This window comes from Soonwooa buanensis (genome assembly GCF_900167905.1).
Classification (GTDB): Bacteria; Bacteroidota; Bacteroidia; order Flavobacteriales; family Weeksellaceae; genus Soonwooa; species Soonwooa buanensis.
Genome location: NZ_FUYZ01000006.1, coordinates 46,080 through 70,132, shown reverse-complemented (window position 1 = coordinate 70,132; position 24,053 = coordinate 46,080). Strand labels below are relative to the sequence as shown.

Here is a 24,053-nt window from a genome sequence, read left to right as displayed (position 1 = left end):
GATTAATAGCCACGTCTTAGATTTTCTGCGTACTCGTTTGGAAGAGGGCTATCTTCCACTGCCTTTGCAGCTTTTTCAAAGTCATAGTCGAAACGGATAAATTCTACACTGATGCTTTCTTTGTTCAAAACAGAACTGTTTTCATTAATTGTCAACATCACATAACCACCTCTTATATCGTTATCTTTTGGCTTCCCAACGGAACCGATATTCACTGCGTGACGGAAATGGTCTTGTCCATCAATACCCGAATTTAAAACTCTGTGATATGGCTTGTGTGTATGTCCGAAACACATAATGTCGGCATCGGCTTGTTCCATAATACGAAGCATACTTTTTTCTTCACGGTCTTCGAAAAGATATTCATTTATTTTTCTCGGACTCCCGTGTACTAAAAGTAGGTTCAGTTTGTCTTCGTTCAATTGAAATTCCACTTTTATATGTGCTGGAAGTGTACGCAAGTAAGCACGTTCATCATCCTTCATCAATGAATTGGTATAAGAAATAGAAATGTTCCCGTTGTCCTTCTCAGCGTCCGTTTTATAGGCGCAACCGCATTCATTGCTCATTCTCCCAATTCCAAAATCGTAGTTGCCTGCAATAGTTGGTATTTTTCTTTTACGGATTTCATTGACCACTTCGTTTGGCCAGATATTATAACCTACTAGATCTCCCAAACAATAAATGCTGTCGGGATTTCTTTTTTCAACATCTGCAAAGAATGCTTCTAATGCAGGAAGATTAGCGTGAATGTCACTGAATAATGCAATTTTCATTTTTATTGATTTTATAATTTTTATTTTTAATCGATTCCGACAATCTTACTTCTGTACTCCATTAATATATTGTCCTTCCAAACCCCATTCTTCTTTCCAATTTTTTCTCTGTAGCCAACGATTCTAAAACCACATTTCTCGTGTAATTTTAAACTATCTATGTTTTCTGCAAATATCCCAGATTGTAATGTCCATATTTCATTTAATTCACTCTCCTTAATCAATTCATTCAACAACATTTCTCCAATCCCTTTTCCCCTTGCAATTGTTGCTACATATACACTTACTTCTGCTACACCTGAATAAACACATCTGCTGGAAACAGGAGATAACGCAGTCCAACCAAGCATCTCGTTATTTTCATATATGCTGATCCTGCAAAAATCAAGGTGTCCTTTATCCCAATCTTGCCATACTGGCAAATCATTTTGAAAAGTGGCAATATTAGTTGCTAATCCTTGTCGATAGATTTCTACCAACTCCGGAAAATTGTCTTTGGTAATTGTCTTTGTTTCCATAGAAATTGAATTAGCAACATCCAGAATTTGGCGTGCAAGAATTGTTTTGATTTACACCAAGTTCAATTAGATTCTTTTTTTCTTTTTCTGATGTGATTCCACAAGCGTCCTGTGCTAAACAAGCAGTGGTCTTACTTTTTAGAATAAATGTTTTCCCATTGAATTCTAGATCATATTTTCCAATAGTATCACTTTGATATTCAACTTCAATATCAAAATCCTCAATTCCTAATTTGTCCTCAGAAAGCTTGATAATGTTTAGTAATTTGTTTGGCTTCAAACGATGTTCAAAATCGTCAGCATTCCAAAGCTGAAAATTCACAACTTTCTCTGAACGGATGACACCGCCACAATCAATGAAGTTTTTAGTAATCATTCCTACTTCTGTAACGTGAAAATGTTCCGGAACAAAAGCTCCATTTTCTAATTGAAATTCAACATTTTCTAATGTTGGCAAAATTTGTTTTACTTCTGATAATTTCATAATTGAATCTTTATAGTTTAAATGCAATATTGCGATAAATCAAGCTAAAAAAATGCTTAACAGCATTTTGATTTGGTAACAGTTTGTACTATTGCGGAAAAATAAGTGTTTAGAATTTCGATAGTCTTTTCGTCTATACAGTAGCAGATAGCGTTTCCGGAAATGTTACCTTTTATAATTCCTGCGTTTTTCAATTCTTTTAAATGTTGTGAAACGGTGGGTTGAGCCAAAGGCAATTCATTCACGATATCACCACAGATGCATTCATTGACTTTCATCAAATACTCAATAATCGCTATTCTGGCAGGATGTCCTAATGCTTTTGCAATTGTTGCAATTTGATTTTGTTTGTCTGTAAAATGTTCTGTTTTAGTAGCTCCCATAATTTCCGTAATTATATATCGCAATATTACGATATAAAATCTATTTCGCAAAATATTTTTTTTATAAATTGTATAAAGAGAAACCTAGAGGTAGAATTCACTAAGATTTAAACAGCCAACAAAATGTATTTTTCCATTTTTTTACCTTACTTTTCCAATTTAAAGAATGCTCCAATTGAGTAATAATCTTCTATTGATTTTCCTTACTAGCTTTATACCCATCCTTGAACCTCAGAAAATCTTCTGCTTTTTTGGGATTGTTTCTAATCCACAATTGCATTACTTGTGTATTTTCGTTTAATATTTTTATCTCATTTTCATTGTAGATTTTTTTTCCTTCATTAGCAATTTCATTTAATATATCTTGGCGCAGTTCACTTTTAGCTTTAATACTTTCTTTGTACCAATTGGTTGAGAAATTAATGGCGGTGATCAGTACTAAAACCGCAAAGACAAAAACTCCAATTCCGCTCCAAATAAATTTCTTCTTCCATTTTATATCCTTTACAAAACTGTCCAAATAATCTTTAGTTTCTTTTGAAAGAACCATTTCTGTCTGGGTAGGAATATTGGCAATTAATTCAGTTATTTTGGCTTGCACTAATTTAAAAAAGACTAAACTTTCATTATTGATTGACTGTCCATCTTCCAAGCTGATCTTTAAGTCGTTCAATAGAGTCGTATGATCTTCAATGGCAAACTGAAGTTTGACATTTTGTTCCATATTTTCCTTATTTGATTTGATAACATTTTCTAAAAGTTCCATTCCGTTACTTTTAGATTCTTTATTTTCATTTTCCATATTTATTTTTTTAAATTTTTGATTATCGTCTTAATTTTCGCTTCTTTTTCCAGAGCTCATCTTCGTCCTGAGAAACATAGGTTGGATTAAGGAAGTCACCTAATAATCCACCTGCAATTTCTATTAAGCTCTCATTTGTTTCTGATTTCAAATGACTGCTTGCGTCATTTAATACACTATTTTGATTCAATGATTTTACCGCATCCACAAGATCAAGATCTATTGCCAACAGTGAGAATCCGACATTTTTCCGAAAAAAGAATCCATTTTTCTCTTGACCACTACCAATTTTATTTATCCAAAAATCTTTGATTTCATTTTTTTGACCAGCTTTATATTCTCCTTTGTATTGGATTTTCACAGAAAATCCTTTCTGTTGTAAATTCTCCCAAAATACCTTTAAGTTGTCAGCATTTTTTTGTGCTTCCCAAACTGCTTTTTTCATTTCAAATACAGATTTTATTTCAGAAATTTTCAGTTGATTTGAGATTTCAGATAATTTGTAACCAGCTTTATAGATCCTTTCAGTTTGAAAATTTTTGTCTTTTTCCATCAGAATTCGCATTCCCGAAATTCCGTCTTTGATATTTGAAGACAATTGAGTTTCAAAACCTTTTTTCTTCATTGCTAAGATCAGATCATCAAAATTATCTTCTGACCTAATAGCTTCGGTCAAGCTTTTCAGCATCTCAGCTTTTTTCTGAATTCCAATTTCTATATCAGTCAACAATCCTCTTTCTTTGCAAACTTCTCTGACTGCATCACCAAATCTCTTTCCGATATCGTGTGATTTCACAGTGCACTTTCCCGAAATATCAATCCTGTTTACGACAAAATGAATATGCTTATGTTTTGTACTATTGTGAATATCCAATCGGTACTGATTTTTGTTTGTCACTCCAATTTTATCTAAAGCTTTGGTGGCGATTTCTGCGAATTCTTCATCCTTCAATTTTCTACCAATTTCGTCCGGTTGAGAAATGTAACCCGTCAATGCCCATTTCTTTACGTTTGGGTTTCGTTCAGAGACGGTTTTCATTTCTAAATACTGACCTTTGGCTTCATTTTCTTTAGTGGCTTCATATATAAATTCTTGTAAAAAGTCTTTTTCCATTGTGTTAATTTTAATGTATTTACAAACATTTCTGACGATAGGAAGAAATCAAAAATCCCAATTTGCAATCAGCGGATACGCTTATTGTAAACTTTGGGTACTTTTTGCACTAACATCCTACCATATCTCACCTGTGATTATTTTACTCACCTTCTCCTAAGTTTCACTTGTCTCTCATTTGATGGATTTTTGTGGATCACCCAATCATTCAAGTCTTTGAAATCTGAGTACAAAAACCGACAATCTTCTGCTATTTCATTTTCGTTTTTAATCATTTCGACGGCACGATTTCCGGCATCATCATTGTCAAAATAAAGCTCAATATTTTCGTAATCTTTTAGTGAATTTTTGATATTGGAAATCATCGAAACTGAATTTAGAATTAGATAATCCGAATGTTTATTTCCTAAAGATTTTTCTATGCTTTTAAAGGAAATAAAATCAAAAAAGCCTTCAAAAATCCGAATTGAATTTGAGCTGTTTTTTATCGTAGAAACATCTTTTCTACCTAAGCAGATCTTTGAATATTTATTGCGAATTTCGTAACCACCGGAATCGTTTTTAAATCCAATTCCGAAATAATTTTTATCGTTCATTCGATAATGAATCTCTTTTAAAAATTCGATTTGGCTATCTACTTTTCTGTGATTCAGATATTCTAAAAGTGCAGGATGCTGAACTTTTTTAACTTCAATGATCCGATAGTTTGCAGGAAGATCTTCTACTTTCCGATCTGAGATATTTTGCTGTTGAAAGGAAGAAAAATTCTGACTTTCTGCCCATACTAATACTTCATTGACCGAAGCGTTCATATATTTCTTCATAAAGTCGGTATTCGTTCCACCGATTCCTTCTGAAAATAGATACCAATAGTTTAGGATTTTATTAATTTTAAAAGAGGCTTGGGATTCGCTGGCAAAGGGGTTGAGATACCAAGCTTCTTTTTCATTTTGTTTCGTTGGAAGGTGTCCGAGAGAAAGGAGGACTTCTTCCAATGATATGCTGTTGAATTGTTTGCAGTTCATTATTGTAGTTTTAAATGTTTTTAGTAATAAATAGTTTGTGTACTATCAGCGAAAGTGACTGAGTTTGTATTTGACTAATTTTTGATGAATTGATGAGAATAACTTATAAAAAACTGATTTATAACAAATTACACCCTCATCAAAGTCTCATCATCTCATCAAAGTGGAAATATTCTTCTCATCATCCTCTCATCAAAAATCAAGGTTGAAAAGTTTGATGAGGCTTTTGATGAGATGTAACTAATTGATTTTATTTTCATTATCAATTAATTCATCATTTCATCAAATTTTTGAAGAATAAAATTCCTTTCTATTGAAAAATACCGCCCTGTCTTGTTCTGTTGGAAAAAACTTAAACCATAATCGAGATCGTATTTGATGTAGGCCAAAGAATTACTTTGAGGTTCGAGTTTCCAGTTTTCTTTCAAGATTTTCCGGACATCGTTTACTGTCCAATATTGTTTGCTGAACATCTTAACAAGCATATTAAAAATATCCTGAGGAATACAATGGATCTTGCTGTCGTCGGTACTTTCGAAAAACTCATATAAAAGCTCGATGATTTTCGATTCAAGTTTGTTATTATTTTTCCAAACCAATTTCTGAAGAGCTTTTGTTCTGATCTCTGAATCCGTGAACCACATTCTTGTCTGCTTATGACTGTGGTAAGATCTTTGAATTAAATATCGAAGAAAATAAGGAATCTCTTTGTTGAGATTTTTAAGAAATTCGGTGTTTTCGCTTTTAATCGAATTTACTTTGATGATCCAGAATCGGATCTCATTTTCATCGATCTGAATAAAGTTATCTTCGTTATTAGAGCAGAGAATAAATTTGCCAAAGAATTCGACTTCTTCACGGTCTTTTCCCTTTGCCTCCTTTTTGTCTTTGTCAGTAGTAGAAAGATATTTTAAGCGTTCAGTGATTTCTTTTTTATCAAAGAATACCTCATCAATTGCAACAATCAGCATTGAAGTCCAATCTGAATTGAACTGACTGCTGAATGAGTCTCCTTTGATGTAGGTCATATTTAATCCAAAGATGGATTTCAGCCATTTGATAAAAGTAGACTTTCCGGTAGATCTTTCTTTACTTACCAAACAGAGAATTGGAAGAATCTGTGTTGGATATTCAAGTAATATCTTTATGTAATCTAAACCTAACTCTAATTGCTCGCCGAAAATATGCTCCATAAATTTAAGTGAGAATGGAACTTTATTTTCTAAATCTTCAGAGCTTATATTTTCATTGACTGGTTGATAAGGAATCTCATTGTACATATTGTAGAATCCGTCAATGATTTGTTTATAGTTAAGATGAGAAGGAATACAGCAGAAACCATCATACTTTGAAACTTTTGAAACGTAAATTTTTCCGTGGTCGCTAATTATCGTTTCACGGTTCCAACGTACCAAAATTGAGATCTTGTCACCGGAGATCAATGGTTTTTCGATACTTTTATAATAGGTTGTGCCTACTCTTAGGTATGGGATTTTTTCGCTCATATTTTAAAGGTTTGATTCCGTAAGAAATACGGACGGTTGAATAAGAATGATTGATAAATAAAATCTTTATCTATCTCCTATACTTAAGCGATTTGACTTCGTTTAAAGCATCCATCAGATCAAAATGATTGACCCTGTAGAATCTTCCGATTTGTTCCGCTTTGATGTTACCTTTTAAAATGTGTGAGCGTACGGTTTGATAATCAAGTTTAAGAATTTCTGAACACTCTTTGATAGAGTATAGTTTCTTTTTCAACTCAATTTCAGGTTCTTTTTTAAGGGAATAAAGTAAGTCTTTCACTTCCCCTAATTCGTCGAGAATGGTTTGGAATGGATTTGTTGTCTGCATAATCTATGAAATTTATTTGCAGACAAAATTGTATGATTAGAATAACTAATAATGCAATTCTACTCAATTGCATAAAGTTTAATAATTGATATATAGTTGCTTATGTAAATTATTGGAGTAAACATTTCGTTCATCAGTAATTTAAAGATCAAAAAGATTGTTCCAATTTTTTAGAATTAATATAAGCCGATGTTAGCCGATGTGTTATTTATTGAGTATGATAAAGTTGAATAGCTAATCTAATCTCTCTATTTTTATCACCATTTATATGAAATCTATAATTAAACCAATTTTCATCACTTTTTGACACAAATCCTATATAATTAGGATGTTTAGAAGTAGTTGTCTCTACTTTTGACAAAATAGTTGTAAAATCTTTTTGTTTAACAAAGATAATTACTGAACCTTTTGTATCTCTCCAAGTTAAGTAATTGATTAATTGTGTTATTGTATCAAGATAACCTTTTTCACCTGTCCAAAATTTACATTCTGCAATAAATATTACAGAACTGTCATATCTAAGTTGAATATCAGTTTTTCCTGTTTTATTAAATGTTTCACCAGAAGCAGAACCAAATTCAAAGTTTGGATCTAAAGTCATAAGTATATGATCTCTTAAATCCTCTTCACCTTTGCCTTTATAAACACTTGGCATTCTTTCAAAATTTTTTCCTACATCATTGATGAGTTTTAAAATTTGATTATAAATATCTAAATCTATAGTAGGTTCTGGTTTAAAAGGTTGGGTACTTGCTTCAGGCTTACTCACTTTTATTTTTGTTCGTAATGTGGGTCTTGGGACAGAAAATGTTTCAGGTGTATTTTTACTTTTTTTCATTGGAACACCTAAAGAATTCATAAATTCATTTTGTGATAAAAACTTATTTTTTATTTTTTTTATTTCTCCAATAATCCAGCTTTTGAGAGAATTATTAAATTCATCAATATTCTGATGTAATTCACTTAATTTGCGTTGTGTAATAACAACATTTTCATCATATTTTGATTTAATGATTTTTGCATCATTGTAAAAATCAATTATTTCAAGTTTTAATTTATCGAATTCAACTTCAAAATCAGAACTTCCTCCACCTATGGTTATTCTGTTAATTCCAGGTACATATTTTAATAATTCAGAGTTTCCTGCAATCGGTACAAAGAATTGAATAACTTGTCTTGGATAAGAATCTCTATCTCTTATGTGGAATGACATTGGGAAATATTCCGCAGGAATGTTTTTTTCAAAATTATCAGCATAAACATCTTCAAATTGAATAATAGGTTTTTCAATTTGGTACTTTTCTAATAAATAGTCTGTAAATTGTTCTTCACTTACATTCAGAATGTAAGATTCACTAGTGGCGTTAATTTCAGTTTCTAAACTATTTGTTTGAGATTTAAAATATTCTACAATTGAACCCTTTCCTCCAAATATTCTACTTGACGAATTTCTATACATTATGTTGGTATAATATTTCTGCTAACGTCCAAATATACGCAATTATTGGTAGTGAAAATTGACTCAGTTCTACCAACCATATAAAATTCAATACTTTATATTAAGCAACTTAGATAATTCTTGGTAGATATTTTCTTCAAAGTCATTGGGTTTAACTGTGATTGCTCTAGAAAATGTTCCTTTATCAAAATTCGTATTATATTCATTTTCCATAGCCTCAATTATTGTGGTATCTTGAAAATCTGGGTTGATAATGTGATTGTCTTTTAGAAAACGGTGAATTCTTATAAATGAAGATTTCTGATCCACAAGCAAATTGTGATTTTCATCAATGAATTTTTTTTCTTTTAAAAATGCAATGAAAATTTTAGAACTATTTTCACCAATCATAATATCTGATAAGCGAATTTCTCTGTTTGTTTTGCTATCTAAAACAAAATATAAAAATAGTGTAGTTTCGGCACCATTTAAAAAATTGCCCTGCAATTTCATCAGATTACTTGAACTTATAAGACTTGTAGATTCTTTTTTATATTGATCCAAACAATATTTAATCTTTTCTTCAAAATTGTGATTTCTTGATGCATTAATATCTTTGAAATGGAAACTAAAAAAGTTCTCCAACTTTTCATATTTAATCAAAAACTCATTTCTTAATTTTTCGTTTAGAATAATTTTAGAGGAATTTTGTTGAGCTTTTTCAATTCTCTTTTGTAACAGCTTCTCAATCCTTTCTCCTTTTAACCAATAATAAATCATCATAGGATAACCAACAAATTCTTCCCAAATATTCCATTGTCCGTAAAGTTTTTTTTGATCCATAATTAAAGTTAGTGATTATTTAAAAACCTCATTCATATAGTTGATCTTATCATCTTCGCTTGGTCTGTAATACGCATTAAAGACTTCCAGACTAGTATGACCAGTGTAACTCATAATTACTTTATCAGGAACTCTTTTGTTCTTCATTATAGTGATGAAACTTCTTCTTGCAGTATGTGAGGAAATTCTTGTCCAAAATTCCGCTTTTTGATCTACCAGTTCATCACCATATTTCATAGTCTTCTTTATCTCATCAGTAAATTCCAACTTTTTAAAAACTTCCTTAATATATTCATTCATCTTTTGATTTGTAATACTTGGCAGATTATAATCATACTTTTCCAGAATTGATTTAGAAATACTGTTTAAAGGAATTGCCAAGTTTTTAGATTTACTTTTTAAATCAATGACCCGTATGAAATTACCATCAACATCACTTCTTGAAATCGTACTATAATTGCCAAACCTCATTCCTGTAGTACAACCAAAAACGAAAAGGTCACGTACTTTTTCCAACCTTTTATTTTCACTAAAGTCATAATTGTAGATGAGCTCAACCTGTTCGTAATTTAAAGCTATTTCATCCGTTGTGAATTTCGCAGGTTTTTTGAAAGTAATAAAATTGTTATTGTAAGTGTATTTTTTATTAAGAGCCCACAGGAGAAAAGTTTTGAGCAGACCAACATTTCTGTGTAATGTATTTGCAGAATGCTTTTTTTCTTCAATACAATACTTTAGAAATTTATTATAAAGTTTATCATCAAATTTTCCCAAAGTGATCTTAACTTTATAATTGCTTTCAAAATCTTCGAGTAGATTCTTATTGCATTTGTAGCGCTTTAGCGTTGAGTTTGAAATCGAATTCCCAGTATAGTCATTTTCCTTCTCATCTAAAAACTCCTGGTAAATTCTAAAGAAATCACTTTTAACAGTAATTTTTTTGAACTTTTCATCGAATCTTTGTTTAAGAATATCGACTGTAAGTTCTTCATTAATGTTCTTATATCGATTGACAATCTCTGTAAAGAAACTACTGTATCGATCTAACTGCATCTTGACGCTTCGATGAATTTCTGCCTTCTTAGTCCTTCCGTTTAGGTCATTTGGTTGTCTGCCTTCAAAATCCCATTCGCTTGGTTTTATTTTCTCACCAGTAGAATAGATAAAATTCTTATTTTCGTTGTTGAAAAATGAACGGAAATAAATCAGTGTTTCCTTTGTACCATTGGGTTGCTTAAGCTTGAAAGTATAATTCATCAGGTGCCAGTTTAGGTGCTACTTCTTCTATATTTAGACATAAAAACTAAGTATATTAGTTTATACAAATATAGTTAAAATACTGATAAATAGACAAGTTACATATTTTGAGTTATGTTAAAATATAATAGGTTCGAAAACCTCCAACTCCACAATTAAATAGACAACCATCTGATTATCAAGATGGTTGTTTTATTTCTAGTCAGCCGTTAGTCAGCGAGTTCATTTTTTATATAATTTACACCTAAAGTTAATTAGCTAAATAATGTAACGCTCTTAGCTCAACATTAATAGTTCAACACTCATTTGACGTACATCCCCTAACAAGCAATCTAAGTATTTTGCTTTTTATAGAAGTATCTAGATTATGTACCATATAAAGAAGTGGTGTTGCATTTATATCGTTTAGTTGTATTTGTTAATAATGATGTATAATAATAAAGGTTCATTTAAAAAACTACCCGATATAATAATAAGACCACCCTTTTTTTGTATTGAAAGTTATTAGTTACATAGCCATAGGTTAAGTATGCCATAACGTACGTCATAATAAAATTGGCTGTATACTCGAGAAATAACATACCGCCCCTTGAATCTCTGCATAACAAATCTGAAATTCCAAACTCGATTTTCAATGTACATGGCGTGCTGTTGTGCATCCATTATGGTATTGACACTCGCCTTTATTTATAGTAGCTCTGTAACTATTGTAGGTGTATTGCATTGGTAATGCTGTAAACAAAAATAGTCCCTTGTGAGGACTATTGTAATAATTTGCGCACCTTTCTACGGTGGAGACTTTTCCGTTTACGGTGGAGACTTTTCTGAACCGTCTTAGAAAATGTTCCTAGTAGTAAATGTGATTATTATTTTATCTTCTGCGTTTTCTAGTCTTTATCTTTGATAGTTCCAACAGTAGTTTTTTATCTCTAATATTATCCCATACCATGGAGAGGTCTGTATCTACATAACTAGGTGTTAAATTATATTCTTTATCAATTATCCTAGATATGCCTAGAATGGTTAGAACTTCTTTGATAGTATAATTGTCACGATAAGCGAGATTAAATATTATTCTTGAATCCATTAAGGAAATGAAAATTGCAGTTGGTTAGGATGATAATTGCGTTGTTCATAGCTTCTGCGGTTGTGTATAGTGTTGAAATGTTTATTTCGAATATTGTGTGCCAAGTAGTAAAGTTTTTCTTCATTGTTGACATACTCTTTACTAAGGTTTAAAAATTGTTTTTCTAGTTTCTTGTAATTGCTAGAATCATACTTTTTTAGAAATCTTAATCCGACCAAGTTAAGGAATTGACTATTTTCTTTTTGGCAAGATATATCAACACCTGTAACCTTGCACTTTTTCGATTTTGTGTTATTTGCCAAGTACAATGATTGGCAAACAATACAGTTTTCACTATCGGAATCTCTTCTAACGCCTTTGTTTGTAGTGGTTTTGACGTTTTCTGTTTTGTCTGATTTTTGCTTCAAAAATGCGGTGGAAATTGCAGTCTTTTCAAGTTCTTTTTTTAGCTGTATTTCTATAAGATTTTTAATGTTTTTTCGCTTTGGCAAATTGTCGTATTTTTTCTTATCTCGGTCTAATGTCTTTGTTTTATACCAATAATTTTTTGTTTTAAATTTTTTGAGATATTGTTCGTTTTTTGAGTTTTTCGTGATTTGTTTTGTGGCAACACTTTGGTGGTCAAAAACAAACACCCTAGCAAATTCCAAAGCCATAAATTCTTTTATTAACTTTTCTGCACCATCTCTAAATAAGTCTGATAATTCTCTTATTTTTAGTCTAGGGACTTTTGCGAGTCTTTCTATCGAGATTTCCCACCGCATAAGATTTTCTTGACAGTAGCCTAATTCGTAATTTGGCAGTCTTTTTATTTTATCAATTTGCCGACCTTTGGAATAATGTTTAAAAATTATATTATTTGTTCCTTTTTCCGATTTTGTATTTTTGAAATATGGATTTTTCTCTTGGTTCTGGTACGAAAAAAACTTTGACCCAACCATAAGCATTGCATCTAAAAGATATTTTGGCTCGTCATTTATATCATAATTAAATCCTAATTCTATTTTATCAACATTGAAATAATGGAAGTGAAATTCTGTGATTTCCAAATAAGCTAAGATTTTTTTTATAGTTATTTTTGCCCTTGAAAAACTTAAAAAATCCGCATTGTGTAGACCGTTATTTGCTTGTTTGTGAACGCTGAAAGAAACGTACATTCTGCGGAATTTATTAGCTTCCGTGCTTCTTATAAAAGAGATAATAATGTCGATTCCTAATTCAAAAGAAATGGATTCATGACCTTTTTTTGATGGAATTAATGTTCCGTTGTCATTGGCTATTAAGTAAGAATTTCTTATTATATCCGTGTTGTCCGTGTGAATTTCAAAAAAATCTATCATTTTTCTAATTTTGGTTTTTTAGAATTTTTTGATAAAGCTTAATTTTAAGATTCTCAGAGATAGGAGAGCAATATTGCAACGCCCTATTTAAGGCAACAAGCTTATTTACGTTCTCCATATTCATCAAGATTTATCATTGCTGCTTCAACCTCCTGCCAAGAATAATAGATACGCCCTCCCAGCTTCTTAGCCGTGATTATACCTTGCTTGCGCCATTGATGGATGGTAGGTTTTGTGATTGAAAATTCTGTACACAATTGCTCCGCTGATAGATAGCGTTGAGGAGTTACTCCAATTAAATTTCTCTCGATTTCCGCTGAAACCGTTTTTTGGATTTTATCTGATATTATTTCAAAAAAATCAGAAAATGCCAAGCCAGCAATCTGGATTGTTTTGTCCATTTTATATTTTTTAGTTGAGTTTATATTGTTCCTGCAATACAAATCAATTATTCAAATAAAAAAATGGTGGTAAAATTTTATAGAAACCTTAAATCAATTAAGATGCGATAAAGTTTCTTCTATGGTGTATTCCAAAAGTACGAAAAATTAAAATGAATAAAAAAAAGACTGCGATACTGGCAGTCTTTGTTATCAGATTATTTGAAATTTACTTTCGTTTATAAGATATTTGTTTTCTTATAAACGTTGCTGTTGTCATTTATACAAAATGGCGTTTTTGTATAAACGTTCTAGTTTAATTGGTCATAAATAGTGTTCAATACCTCTTTAGATTTTCTCTTTTGTATTCCGTTTAGGTCGGGACGTGCGTTTCAACTCCAGATTTTGTAACTTTTCTTCAATTGCAGTTTTTACAAAAGCGTTCAAATTAATTCCTAATTCATTTGCCTTTAATACAGCTTTACCATGCATATCGGAAGGAATACGCACATTAAATGCTCCTGTATAAGATTTTTGCGGTTCTATTCCTTTCATTTTGCACTCCTCCAAATAATCATCAATCCCATTTTTAAAATCCTGCTCTAGCTCATCAACATTCTGCCCCTCATAAGATATTAACCCTCTAATGCCTTGCACCTTTCCGAATAGTATCTTATCTGTTTCGGAATATTCTACACTCCCGATATAATGTTTATACTTCAACACTCCCATAATTAAATAAAATTTTCTTTCCTAAGTTCGTCAATCACTTGTTTAATAACATACTCTTTTAAGATTGGTTTCGGATGTGGTTTATGTAACCTAATTGGCATATCCGCTTTATCATGCATAAACATTACCCTACTTCCCGAAGTCTTACCCTTTGTTGTTTCTATGTACCCGAAATAGTTTAATATTTTCGTTAACTCTGTATAGGTAAAATCTTTGGGTATAGATAAAAACCTCTCTATAAGTTTATCAATCTTTGTCATACAAATATAACTATTTTTAGTTACAATTTAATTAATTTACCGTTTTTATGGATTGTTGTATTTGTTCTGTTCCTTTCTCTTTTCTCCAATAATCAAACATCTGTTTTGAAAGGTCGTTGGTACTTTTCCCGATATAATTCAAAAACTCTTTTTCTGTTTTATGTCCTGTTACTGCCATTATTATGGGCGTCGGCATTTTAGCATAATTATGTGTCGCAAAAGAACGTCTACAAACGTGGGAACTAATAATTTCATGTAATGGATAATTACCATAATCAAAACGTTTGGTTTCGTCATTCCATTTCTTACCCCATTCTAATCGGTTAATGTTTGCTTGTTTAGCAATACTCCTAAGATTGGTATTAAAGATTGTCTTTGCACTCTCAATATTATCAGAATATGTAGGAGGAAAATTCCCGTTCCTTATTTTTAAAATTTCCTTTACTTTATGATGTACTGGGATTAATACAGGTGTTGCAGTTTTCTTTTGACTAAGATTAATAAATAAATCCCCTTCAATTTCTATTAATTGCCTTTTATTCATTTGCAATAAATCAGATGCTCTTTGTCCTGTGTAGAATCCTATTATCAACCAATCCTTTGTATTGGTGTGTCCAATATTTAAAAATGTAATATCTGCAATTTGTTGTAACTCGGATTCGGTAATATAGATTGTTGGTGTGTCCGTAGTATAGCCTTTAATTTCAGAAAGATGTTCGTTAACTTCAATGTCTAAAGTTTTGGCATGGCTAATAATCGTTTTCGGATATTTAACATAACGCCCAATAGTATTTTTTGAAATCCCTTGTTTTTCCAAAAACTGTTCAAACTTATTAGACAACTTAACATCATAATCAGAAACTTTTAACCTCTTGTTTTGAAGTTTCAAAAATTCTTGAATTTTAGAAATAATGGTCTTTTGTTTTTTAATGGTTGATTCTGTTATCGCCTTACCTCTATTTTTACGGAACGGCAACACATCTTTAAGATAATACTCCAAATAGTTATCTAAAAAATCTAATTGAGCTAACCTCTTACCACCCGAATAAAAAGCAATAATTGTTTCCTCAAGCCACAATCCATTAATAATATCCGTTTCGCTACGCTTTCTATATTCTTCGATAATGAAACGTTCAATTTTTGCAAGTACATTAACCAAGTCGTCTTTTTGATTTATTATATCTTTTGTACCAACTTGGATATTGATAGGAGTTCCTTTTTTAGAATTCCACTGTTTAGGGTTAACAATTTCCCTTGTTTTTCTTTTGAAAGATTCTGACTTCGAAAGCGACAATCTAACGTAAATTGGTGCATTATCACTTTCTGACTGTACTATAAACTTAACTGTCGCCATTTAATAAATTTTAATACCGCTAATATACAATTTAGTCAGCCGTTAGTCAGCCGTTTGCAAATTTATTTTAAACTCATATTATTTCATTTTTAATACAAGAAAAACAAACCTACACAATACATTGATTAACAACAAGTTGAATAAATTGAGTACACATGAAAAAATATGTTTAATTTAAACAGATTAAATAGTTATAGTCCCTCCAACTCCACAAAAAAAGTTCCGAAATTATTCGGAACTTTTATTATTTTGCAACGACATCAACAACTTGTTTTAAGCTTTGTAAGTCCAACTTATTTGATGACTTAACAGCGTTAATCTCATCTTTTTTATCAGGAAAAAGCTCAACAAATTTCTTCTTGGTCAAAGAAATTTCTTTTAGATCATCATTATTAATTTGGATAAAGTAGGTATCGCTCCCATCGCTATAAGATGCTGCCATATCTCTTTCTAAGGTAGATACAGCTTTAACAGCTGGCATAAACTTTTTACTCTTCTTCATATACACACCAACATTATCTTTTTCATAAAGTTGAAATACATAACCTGTAGCAGTACCTCCCTTCCAAGGAAAAGTTTTCTGAACCAAAATGCTATTATCTCGAAAAACAATAGGAGAATTTTCAACACTAGGTATCAATACCAAAGCTTGCCCATTTTCCAAATATTCAACTTGATCCTTAAATATATTATAACGAAAAGCTTTGTTAAGGTTACCTATTTTACCATTTACAAACTTATCATCCAAAAATTGAGAACCTTTAATGCTCTCAGCTTCTGGAGCTTCTTTAATACCAGAATTTGCTTGTCCAACCAGCTGCACGCTTTTTTGAGCTTTAGTTTGTAAAATTGAACAAAAAACTAAAGCTAGAAAAAAAACATTTCTATTTAAAAATATCATAACTGTGTATTTTGGTGGTTCATCACTGTTAAATGTACAAAATAAATCAAATATTAAACCTAAAAATTAAGTCCCGAAATTAACAATTGTAATTTTGCTTTAGTATCAATAACCACAGTAATATAAGACGGTGTTAAAATAAATTTACTCGGTTTAAAATCGACAACCTGACCTGATAATTTTAATCCTGGAAAATACTCTTTATTAAAATTCTCTGTCAAGCTTTGTTTAGACGCCGTTACCATATCTTTCATAGGGATGCCATATTCTTGCTCCACCATTTTTCTAATCTTACCTTCGAACAAAACTGTCACAGCTTTTTGAAAAATATTTTTCGTTTTTAAATTAAAATCGGTATTGGTTAAAACAATCTTTTGTCCAACTTCATCATAAGCAGCTTGGCCTTTAATAAAAGATGTTCCATTAACATAGCCCGATGTTGTAATTTCTAAAACAATATTCTCTTTTTCTGGATATACAGAAATGGCTTCTACTTTAACTTTTCGAGAAGGACTGCCTAATTCGATTTCCTTATGTAAAAACTGCTTCTCTGCTAAAATACTTGCTTCATTAAAACTAATATTAGTCGTTGTTTGTAAAACAAAATCGTCAGAAATATCAGGTTTCGAAATATAATTAGGAACTTGTTTAACCAAAGCTGATGCTGATGGCACTTCCCCAACAAAAGTCTCCGAAAGAAGGCTAAGGCCAACATTTGTCTTAATCTTATCCGCGTAGACTTCAATAGGTTTTAAAAACGTTTTTTGTGGCGTAATTTTTAACCAAGTATTATATTCTTGAGAAATATTAACTGGCTTTGCAAACTGATTCCAAGCAAGAACTAAGTAAGGTTGTAACTTGAAAGAATTTTTAATCTGTGTATCTATTAAAGAAGTGAATTTTGATTGTTGTTCTTTAAGTGTTGATTCAATAAAGCTAGCAACAGGAATTTTGACTTTGCCGTAATCGAGAACTGGTTTTTCTTTCCAAACAAAACCTGCACTTTGCGTCGACGTCGTCAAACTCCAATCTGGATTAGTAGAAATTGATGAAACAAAATTCATCACTAAGTTAAAATTGGTGTCTTTATATAAGTAAACGCCCATCGTCCCGTAACCTTTTTCAGCCCAAATTTGTAATGGTACCGAAATCATCAATCGGTTATTGGTTAAAGCTTTTAACTTGATATCAGAAAGCTTATTGACCTTAACTTTGAATTGGTCGTTATTATTATCCGTAAAAGATTTGTCTTCGTAGACGGTTCCTGTAACAGATTTATTAACCAGATTTTCAATTTCGGAGATTGGAAGTTGTATCGGAATACTAATATTGGAAGGGATCTGTGGAAGATCGAGTTTGGGGTTAGTTGTCGTTTGGCTCCATCCCAAAACAAAACATAAACTACATAACCAACTAAGGAAAATTTTCATTCAACTATTTTAAACAAAAATAATAGAATTCTAGTTACTATAAAAATAAAAAACGCCTTACAAAAGCAAGGCGTTCTTATTATGATCAAACGAAGATTATTCTTCAGTTTTTTCTTCTTTAGAATCAGCAGCAGGAGTTTCTTCAACTTTCGCTTCAGCAACAGGAGCTGTTTCTTCTTTTTTAGTAGCAGGTTTTCTACTTCTTCTAGTTGTTTTCTTCTCGTCAGCTTTAGGGTTGTAAAGCTCGTTGAAGTCAACAAGTTCGATCATAGCAGTATCTGCACTATCACCAAGTCTGAAACCAGTTTTGATGATTCTTGTATAACCGCCATTTCTTTCAGCGATTTTTGGTGCTACAGTTCTGAATAATTCTGTAACAGCTTCTTTACTTTTAAGGTAAGAGAATACAGTTCTTCTGTTGTGAGTTGTATCTTCTTTAGCTTTAGTAAGAAGAGGTTCAACGTAAGTTCTTAAAGCTTTAGCTTTAGCAACTGTAGTGTTGATTCTTTTATGTTCAATTAGGGAACAAGCCATGTTAGACAGCATTGCTTTTCTGTGCGGCGCCGTTCTACCTAAGTGATTGATTTTCTTTCCGTGTCTCATTGTAAGGATTATTTATCAGCGTCTAACTTATATTTTGCAACATCAAACCCGAAATTTAGTCCTTTTGCGTGAACCAATTCTTCAAGTTCTGTTAAAGATTTTTTACCAAAATTTCTGAATTTCATCAAATCAGACTTACTGAAGGCAACAAGTTCTCCAAGCGTTTCTACTTCAGCCGCTTTTAGACAGTTAAGGGCTCTTACAGAAAGATCCATATCTGCTAATTTTGACTTAAGAAGTTGTCTTGTGTGAAGTGTTTCTTCGTCATATTGGATAGATGCTTTAACAGCTTCAGTTTCTAGAGTAATTCTCTCATCAGAGAATAACATAAAGTGATAAATTAATATCTTAGAAGCTTCTGTTAATGCATTTTGAGGTGTGATAGAACCATCAGTCTCAATATCCAAGATTAGTTTTTCGTAGTCTGTTTTTTGCTCTACACGATAATTTTCGATGCTATACTGTACTTTTTTAATTGGTGTAAAGATAGAATCTATTGCAATAGTACCAATTGGTGCATTGTTAGACTTGTTTTGTTCTGAAGGAACGTAACCTCTACCTTTTTCAATATTGAAAGTAATCTCAAAGTTAACGTCTTTAGTAAGGTTACAGATAACAAGATCTTGGTTAAGAACCTCGAAGTTGTTGATACCTTTACCTAAGTCACCAGCCGTAATAACTTCTTGACCAGAAATTTTTACATTAACTTGCTCGCTAGATGGGTTTTCTGTTGTAGCCTTAAGACGAAGTTGCTTAAGATTAAGTATGATTTCAGTAACATCTTCGATCACACCTGGTATAGTCGAAAATTCGTGCTCTACGCCCTCTATTTTGATAGATGAAATAGCATATCCTTCCAGAGAAGAAAGCAAAACTCTTCTCAATGCATTACCGATTGTTAATCCAAATCCTGGTTCAAGAGGTCTAAATTCGAATTGACCTTTGAAATCTGTAGAATTAAGTAGGATTACTTTATCTGGTTTTATAAATGTTAAAATTGCCATAGTATGGTTGAGCAAAAATTTGAAAAAATTATTATTTAGAGTATAATTCGACGATTAACTGTTCCTTGATGTCTTCCGGAATTTGGATTCTCTCAGGAGCAGAAACGAAAGTACCTTCTTTCTTCTCGTCATTGAATTGTAACCACTCGTAGTTAACTTTAGATGCTAAAGAGTTAGCGATAACTTCTAGTGATTTTGATTTTTCTCTTACTGCAACTACATCACCAGCTTTTAATAAATAAGAAGGTATGTTAACCAACTCACCATTAACAGTGATGTGTCTGTGAGAAACTAATTGTCTTGCAGCAGATCTAGTTTTTGCATAACCTAGTCTGTACACAACGTTGTCTAGTCTAGACTCACATAATTGTAAAAGAACTTCACCAGTTACTCCTTTGCTTCTATCAGCCTTTTCGAAAAGGTTGGCAAATTGTCTTTCTAAAATACCGTAAGTATATTTAGCTTTTTGCTTTTCAGCTAACTGAATAGCGTATTCAGACTTCTTAGCACCTCTTCTTTTGTTAGGTCCGTGTTGTCCAGGCGGTTGGTTTTTTCTTTTTTCAAAGTTTTTATCGTCTCCGTAAATTGCTTGACCAAATTTTCTAGCAATTTTAGTTTTAGGTCCAATATATCTTGCCATTAGGGATAAATTCTAAAAATTAAACTCTTCTTCTTTTAGGTGGTCTACATCCGTTATGCGGCATCGGTGTAATATCAACGATTTCGCTAACTTCGATTCCTGAGTTGTGGATAGTTCTGATAGCAGACTCTCTACCCGCACCTGGACCTTTTACAAACACCTTAACTCTTCTAAGACCAGCTTCGTAAGCTACTTGAGAACAGTTTTCTGCTGCCATTTGTGCAGCAAAAGGAGTATTCTTTTTAGAACCTCTGAATCCCATTTTACCGGCAGATGCCCAAGAGATTACTTCTCCGTTTTTATTTGTTAAAGAAATGATGATGTTATTGAAAGAAGCTTGAATATGCGCTTCACCAATAGCCTCAACTTTTACTTTTCTTTTCTTAACAACTTTAGTTTGTTTTGCCATAATAAATTCTACAGATTATTTACTTGCTTTCTTTTTGTTAGCAACAGTTTTTCTCTTTCCTTTACGGGTTCTAGAATTATTTTTAGTTCTTTGGCCTCTTAAAGGTAATCCCAGTCTGTGACGTATTCCTCGTTGGCAACCAATATCCATCAATCGCTTGATGTTCAATTGCGTTTCAGATCTTAATTCTCCTTCAACTTTGATGTTGTCTGAGATATAACCTCTGATTAATGCCAATTCATCGTCATTCCATTCGTTGACTTTCTTGTCTTCGCTGATACCAGCGCTCTTCAAAATTTCTGAAGCTGTGCTTCTTCCTACACCATAGATGTAAGTAAGACCGATAACGCCTCTTTTGTTCTTTGGTAAATCAATACCTGCAATTCTCGCCATAATTTAATAGTGGTTGTTAACCTTGTCTTTGTTTAAATTTAGGGTTCTTCTTGTTGATTACGAACAGTACACCTTTTCTGCGTACAATCTTGCAATCAGCACTTCTTTTTTTAATAGATGCTCTAACTTTCATTTGAGAGATTTTTCTTTTATATTTCTATTATTACATTTAGATAATTAGTATCTAAAAGTGATCCTTCCTTTAGTAAGGTCATACGGAGACATCTCCAATCTCACCTTATCACCAGGAAGCAGTTTGATGTAATGCATTCTCATCTTACCAGAAATATGGGCAATAAGGATATGCCCATTTTCTAGTTCTACTCGGAACTGCGCATTCGAAAGTGCTTCCGTAATAACGCCGTCTTGTTCTATATGCTTTTGTTTTGCCATTTACAATTATTCTACGTTTGTTGTTCTAGACAATTTTGACTGCATTAGACCATCATAATGATGATTTAACAAATACGTATTGATCTGCTGAACTGTATCTAGGATAACACCAACCATAATTAATAGTGATGTACCACCGAAGAACAGGGCAAATCTATCTGTCTGAACAAACGCTCCGTGCACTATAGCCGGAAGGACTGCAAAGATAGATAAAAAAATCGCACCTGGCAAGGTAATTTTTGACAAAATGTCATCTAGGTAATCTGCAGTCTCTTTCCCAGGTCTTACTTTTGGTATCAAACCGCCATTACGCTTAAGGTCATCCGCCATTTGGTTAACTGGAATTGTGATTGCAGTATAGAAAAATGAGAAAATAATAATTAATAATGCAAACAATACATTGTATTGCCAACTAAAAACATTTTTGAATCCTGCCAAAAACGTATTAGACTCATCCACTTTTGTTAATAATCCTGGTACGAACATCAAAGCTTGTGCAAAGATGATCGGCATAACACCTGCTGCATTTACCTTCAATGGGATCCATTGTCTAGCACCTTGCATAAGGTTTCTGTTAACACCGCCTCTTGCCTGAGCACGACTTACATACTGAATAGGAATTTTTCTAACAGCTACTGATAAAATAATAGCTAAAAGAACTACTAACAACCAGAACAATACTTCTACTAAAATCATGATTGTTCCAAATCCACCTTTACCTGTCTGAGTTGAAAACTCTTGGATAAATGCAGTTGGAAGATCCGCAAGGATACCAACCATAATAAGGATAGAAATACCGTTTCCAATACCTTTGTCTGTAATCTTCTCACCTAACCACATTGCAAAAACTGATCCTGCAACTAGGATAACAATACTTGGTAACCAGAACATAATAGAGTTAGGATCTATATAATAAGCTGATTGGAATTGTCCGTAAGGTAAAAAGAATTGTGTTACCGATGTTAAGTATGAAGGTGCTTGTACCAAACATACTGCAATCGTTAACCATCTTGTGATTTGGTTTAGTGTATTTCTACCACTCTCACCATCTTTCTGTAATTTTTGCAAATAAGGAATCGCCATACCCATCAACTGTACGATAATCGAAGCAGAGATGTAAGGCATAATTCCTAATGCCATAATTGATGCTCTCGAGAAAGCACCACCAGTGAATGATGAAAGTAAACCCAAAAGGCCGGCCCCTTGTTGGTTCCCGCCTTGATTTTGGTAATGTTGTAGAAGGTTGCCCACCTCTGCCATGTTAATAGCAGGAAGTGAAATATAAGAAGCGAATCTATACACAAGGACTAAAGATAGAGTTAAAATAATTTTATCTCTAAGCTCCTTTAGGCTCCAAATGTTTTTTAGTGTTTGTATAAATTCTTTCATTTGATCTTTTATTAAAGAGTGATTGCTTTACCTCCAGCTTTAGTAATAGCTTCTTCTGCAGACTTAGTAAACTTGTTAGCAGAGATAGAAACATTAGCTTTAAGGTCTCCTCTACCTAAAATTTTGATTAAGTCATTTTTAGAAGCTAAACCGTTAGCAACCAATACATCTTTAGTAATCTCTCCAGAGATACCTTTTGTATCGACAAGATTTTGGATACTATCTAGGTTGATAGCTCTGTATTCTTTTCTGTTAACGTTTTTAAAACCAAATTTTGGCAATCTTCTTTGAAGTGGCATCTGTCCACCTTCGAATCCGATCTTCTCAGAATAACCAGCTCTTGCTTTTTGACCTTTGTGACCTTTGGTAGATGTACCACCTTTACCACTTCCTTGTCCTCTACCAATTCTCTTAGAGTTGTGCGTAGATCCTGATGCTGGTTGTATGTTATTTAAATTCATTACGATTATGATTTTTAAAATTATAATGTAATGGCCTAGATAAAGACCATTACACTATGTATACATTGTATTATTTCTCTTCTTGAACTTCTAGTAAGTGACCTACTGTAGCAACCATACCTAAAATAGCAGGTGTTGCTTCGTGCTCAACTACTTGGTGAAGTTTTTTCAATCCTAAAGCTTCAAGCGTTCTTTTTTGGGTTTTTGTTCTACCAATAGCGCTTCTTACTTGTTTTACTTTAATCTTTGCCATTGCTTATATATTAACCGTTAAACACTTTACTTAGGGAAACACCACGCATTCTAGCGATTTCTTCAGGTCTTCTGATGTCTAATAAAGCTTTGAAAGTTGCTTTAACCACGTTGTGTGGGTTAGAAGATCCTTTAGACTTAGATAATACGTCTTGTACACCAGCAGATTCTAGTACTGCACGTACCGCACCACCAGCGATAAGTCCTGTACCGTGAGATGCAGGTCTCAAGAAGATATCAGCACCACCATATCTAGCTGTAGTCTGGTGAGGGATAGTTTTGTTCATTACAGGTACTTTTACTAAGTTTTTCTTAGCATCTTCTACAGCTTTAGAAATTGCAGAAGCTACTTCCTTAGATTTACCTAATCCGTAACCAATAACACCATCTTCATTACCAACAACTACGATAGCAGAAAATCCGAATGCTCTACCACCTTTAGTTACTTTAGTTACTCTATTAACAGCAACCAGACGATCTTTTAGTTCTAATCCTCCAGGTTTAACTCTTTCTATATTGTCTAACATATTT

Annotated in this window: 30 protein-coding genes; all 30 read right to left on the bottom strand. The window is 32.4% G+C overall.

Annotation, left to right across the window (positions count from 1 at the left end):
* Positions 1–2: 2 nt before the first annotated feature.
* The 30 genes from B5X62_RS09615 to rpsE all read right to left on the bottom strand — a co-directional run bounded on the left by B5X62_RS09615 (position 3) and on the right by rpsE (position 24,049).
* Complete coding sequence (locus tag B5X62_RS09615; protein WP_079667218.1) at positions 3–776, bottom strand: metallophosphoesterase family protein; 774 nt, start codon at positions 774–776, stop codon at positions 3–5.
* A gap of 26 nt (positions 777–802) precedes the next feature.
* Positions 803–1,294 (bottom strand): GNAT family N-acetyltransferase, encoded by a 492-nt coding sequence (locus B5X62_RS09610; RefSeq protein WP_079667217.1) that lies wholly within the window; start codon positions 1,292–1,294, stop codon positions 803–805.
* Between the two features lie 10 nt (positions 1,295–1,304).
* Positions 1,305–1,778: a DUF6428 family protein gene (locus tag B5X62_RS09605; RefSeq protein WP_079667216.1), complete on the bottom strand. Its 474-nt coding sequence runs from the start codon at positions 1,776–1,778 to the stop codon at positions 1,305–1,307.
* A 56-nt stretch (positions 1,779–1,834) separates the two neighbouring features.
* The gene (locus B5X62_RS09600; protein ID WP_002981116.1) at positions 1,835–2,161 is read right to left on the bottom strand and encodes an ArsR/SmtB family transcription factor; all 327 of its coding nucleotides are present in this window, start codon (positions 2,159–2,161) and stop codon (positions 1,835–1,837) included.
* 190 nt (positions 2,162–2,351) lie between these two features.
* Entirely contained in the window at positions 2,352–2,963 is a 612-nt protein-coding gene (locus B5X62_RS09595; protein WP_079667215.1) for a hypothetical protein, read from the bottom strand.
* Positions 2,964–2,985: 22 nt separating this feature from the next.
* Complete coding sequence (locus B5X62_RS09590) at positions 2,986–4,077, bottom strand: relaxase/mobilization nuclease domain-containing protein (protein ID WP_079667214.1); 1,092 nt, start codon at positions 4,075–4,077, stop codon at positions 2,986–2,988.
* 146 nt (positions 4,078–4,223) lie between these two features.
* A complete protein-coding gene (locus B5X62_RS09585) occupies positions 4,224–5,102 on the bottom strand; it encodes a toprim domain-containing protein (protein ID WP_079667213.1) in 879 nt (292 codons plus the stop codon).
* Positions 5,103–5,368: 266 nt separating this feature from the next.
* Entirely contained in the window at positions 5,369–6,607 is a 1,239-nt protein-coding gene (locus B5X62_RS09580) for a primase-helicase family protein (RefSeq protein ID WP_079667212.1), read from the bottom strand.
* Positions 6,608–6,677: 70 nt separating this feature from the next.
* Positions 6,678–6,956, bottom strand: a complete 279-nt coding sequence (locus B5X62_RS09575; RefSeq protein ID WP_002976362.1) for a helix-turn-helix domain-containing protein — start codon at positions 6,954–6,956, stop codon at positions 6,678–6,680.
* Between the two features lie 208 nt (positions 6,957–7,164).
* Positions 7,165–8,415: a hypothetical protein gene (locus B5X62_RS09570; protein WP_079667211.1), complete on the bottom strand. Its 1,251-nt coding sequence runs from the start codon at positions 8,413–8,415 to the stop codon at positions 7,165–7,167.
* An 87-nt stretch (positions 8,416–8,502) separates the two neighbouring features.
* A complete protein-coding gene (locus B5X62_RS09565) occupies positions 8,503–9,237 on the bottom strand; it encodes a hypothetical protein (RefSeq protein WP_079667210.1) in 735 nt (244 codons plus the stop codon).
* Positions 9,238–9,252: 15 nt separating this feature from the next.
* Positions 9,253–10,494, bottom strand: coding sequence for a tyrosine-type recombinase/integrase (locus B5X62_RS09560; protein ID WP_079667209.1), 1,242 nt, complete (start codon positions 10,492–10,494; stop codon positions 9,253–9,255).
* A gap of 1,086 nt (positions 10,495–11,580) precedes the next feature.
* Positions 11,581–12,921 carry a hypothetical protein gene (locus tag B5X62_RS09550; RefSeq protein WP_079667207.1) on the bottom strand — a complete coding sequence of 447 codons (1,341 nt, stop codon included), beginning with the start codon at positions 12,919–12,921 and terminating at the stop codon, positions 11,581–11,583.
* A 101-nt stretch (positions 12,922–13,022) separates the two neighbouring features.
* On the bottom strand, positions 13,023–13,322 hold the full coding sequence (locus tag B5X62_RS09545; protein WP_079667206.1) for a helix-turn-helix domain-containing protein: 300 nt from the start codon (positions 13,320–13,322) through the stop codon (positions 13,023–13,025).
* 327 nt (positions 13,323–13,649) lie between these two features.
* Entirely contained in the window at positions 13,650–14,033 is a 384-nt protein-coding gene (locus B5X62_RS09540) for a type II toxin-antitoxin system HicB family antitoxin (RefSeq protein ID WP_079667205.1), read from the bottom strand.
* Between the two features lie 2 nt (positions 14,034–14,035).
* Positions 14,036–14,293 (bottom strand): type II toxin-antitoxin system HicA family toxin, encoded by a 258-nt coding sequence (locus B5X62_RS09535; RefSeq protein ID WP_079667204.1) that lies wholly within the window; start codon positions 14,291–14,293, stop codon positions 14,036–14,038.
* A gap of 31 nt (positions 14,294–14,324) precedes the next feature.
* Entirely contained in the window at positions 14,325–15,647 is a 1,323-nt protein-coding gene (locus tag B5X62_RS09530) for a phage integrase SAM-like domain-containing protein (RefSeq protein WP_079667203.1), read from the bottom strand.
* A gap of 244 nt (positions 15,648–15,891) precedes the next feature.
* Positions 15,892–16,548, bottom strand: coding sequence for a hypothetical protein (locus B5X62_RS09525; RefSeq protein WP_079667202.1), 657 nt, complete (start codon positions 16,546–16,548; stop codon positions 15,892–15,894).
* Positions 16,549–16,607: 59 nt separating this feature from the next.
* Positions 16,608–17,978, bottom strand: coding sequence for a DUF4403 family protein (locus tag B5X62_RS09520; RefSeq protein WP_079667201.1), 1,371 nt, complete (start codon positions 17,976–17,978; stop codon positions 16,608–16,610).
* Between the two features lie 96 nt (positions 17,979–18,074).
* Positions 18,075–18,581, bottom strand: a complete 507-nt coding sequence (rplQ, locus tag B5X62_RS09515; RefSeq protein ID WP_079667200.1) for a 50S ribosomal protein L17 — start codon at positions 18,579–18,581, stop codon at positions 18,075–18,077.
* An 8-nt stretch (positions 18,582–18,589) separates the two neighbouring features.
* A complete protein-coding gene (locus B5X62_RS09510; RefSeq protein ID WP_079667199.1) occupies positions 18,590–19,585 on the bottom strand; it encodes a DNA-directed RNA polymerase subunit alpha in 996 nt (331 codons plus the stop codon).
* A gap of 31 nt (positions 19,586–19,616) precedes the next feature.
* On the bottom strand, positions 19,617–20,225 hold the full coding sequence (gene rpsD / locus B5X62_RS09505; RefSeq protein ID WP_079667198.1) for a 30S ribosomal protein S4: 609 nt from the start codon (positions 20,223–20,225) through the stop codon (positions 19,617–19,619).
* A 19-nt stretch (positions 20,226–20,244) separates the two neighbouring features.
* Positions 20,245–20,634 (bottom strand): 30S ribosomal protein S11, encoded by a 390-nt coding sequence (gene rpsK, locus B5X62_RS09500; protein ID WP_009087288.1) that lies wholly within the window; start codon positions 20,632–20,634, stop codon positions 20,245–20,247.
* Positions 20,635–20,649: 15 nt separating this feature from the next.
* Positions 20,650–21,027, bottom strand: coding sequence for a 30S ribosomal protein S13 (rpsM, locus tag B5X62_RS09495; RefSeq protein ID WP_079667197.1), 378 nt, complete (start codon positions 21,025–21,027; stop codon positions 20,650–20,652).
* A 16-nt stretch (positions 21,028–21,043) separates the two neighbouring features.
* Positions 21,044–21,160 (bottom strand): 50S ribosomal protein L36, encoded by a 117-nt coding sequence (gene rpmJ, locus B5X62_RS09490; protein WP_007839480.1) that lies wholly within the window; start codon positions 21,158–21,160, stop codon positions 21,044–21,046.
* A 44-nt stretch (positions 21,161–21,204) separates the two neighbouring features.
* Positions 21,205–21,420 carry a translation initiation factor IF-1 gene (gene infA, locus B5X62_RS09485; RefSeq protein WP_079667196.1) on the bottom strand — a complete coding sequence of 72 codons (216 nt, stop codon included), beginning with the start codon at positions 21,418–21,420 and terminating at the stop codon, positions 21,205–21,207.
* A 6-nt stretch (positions 21,421–21,426) separates the two neighbouring features.
* Complete coding sequence (secY, locus tag B5X62_RS09480) at positions 21,427–22,809, bottom strand: preprotein translocase subunit SecY (protein WP_079667195.1); 1,383 nt, start codon at positions 22,807–22,809, stop codon at positions 21,427–21,429.
* A gap of 11 nt (positions 22,810–22,820) precedes the next feature.
* Positions 22,821–23,270: a 50S ribosomal protein L15 gene (gene rplO, locus B5X62_RS09475; protein ID WP_079667194.1), complete on the bottom strand. Its 450-nt coding sequence runs from the start codon at positions 23,268–23,270 to the stop codon at positions 22,821–22,823.
* A gap of 70 nt (positions 23,271–23,340) precedes the next feature.
* The gene (gene rpmD, locus B5X62_RS09470; RefSeq protein WP_079667193.1) at positions 23,341–23,523 is read right to left on the bottom strand and encodes a 50S ribosomal protein L30; all 183 of its coding nucleotides are present in this window, start codon (positions 23,521–23,523) and stop codon (positions 23,341–23,343) included.
* Between the two features lie 10 nt (positions 23,524–23,533).
* Positions 23,534–24,049, bottom strand: a complete 516-nt coding sequence (gene rpsE, locus B5X62_RS09465; RefSeq protein ID WP_079667192.1) for a 30S ribosomal protein S5 — start codon at positions 24,047–24,049, stop codon at positions 23,534–23,536.
* Positions 24,050–24,053: the final 4 nt, after the last annotated feature.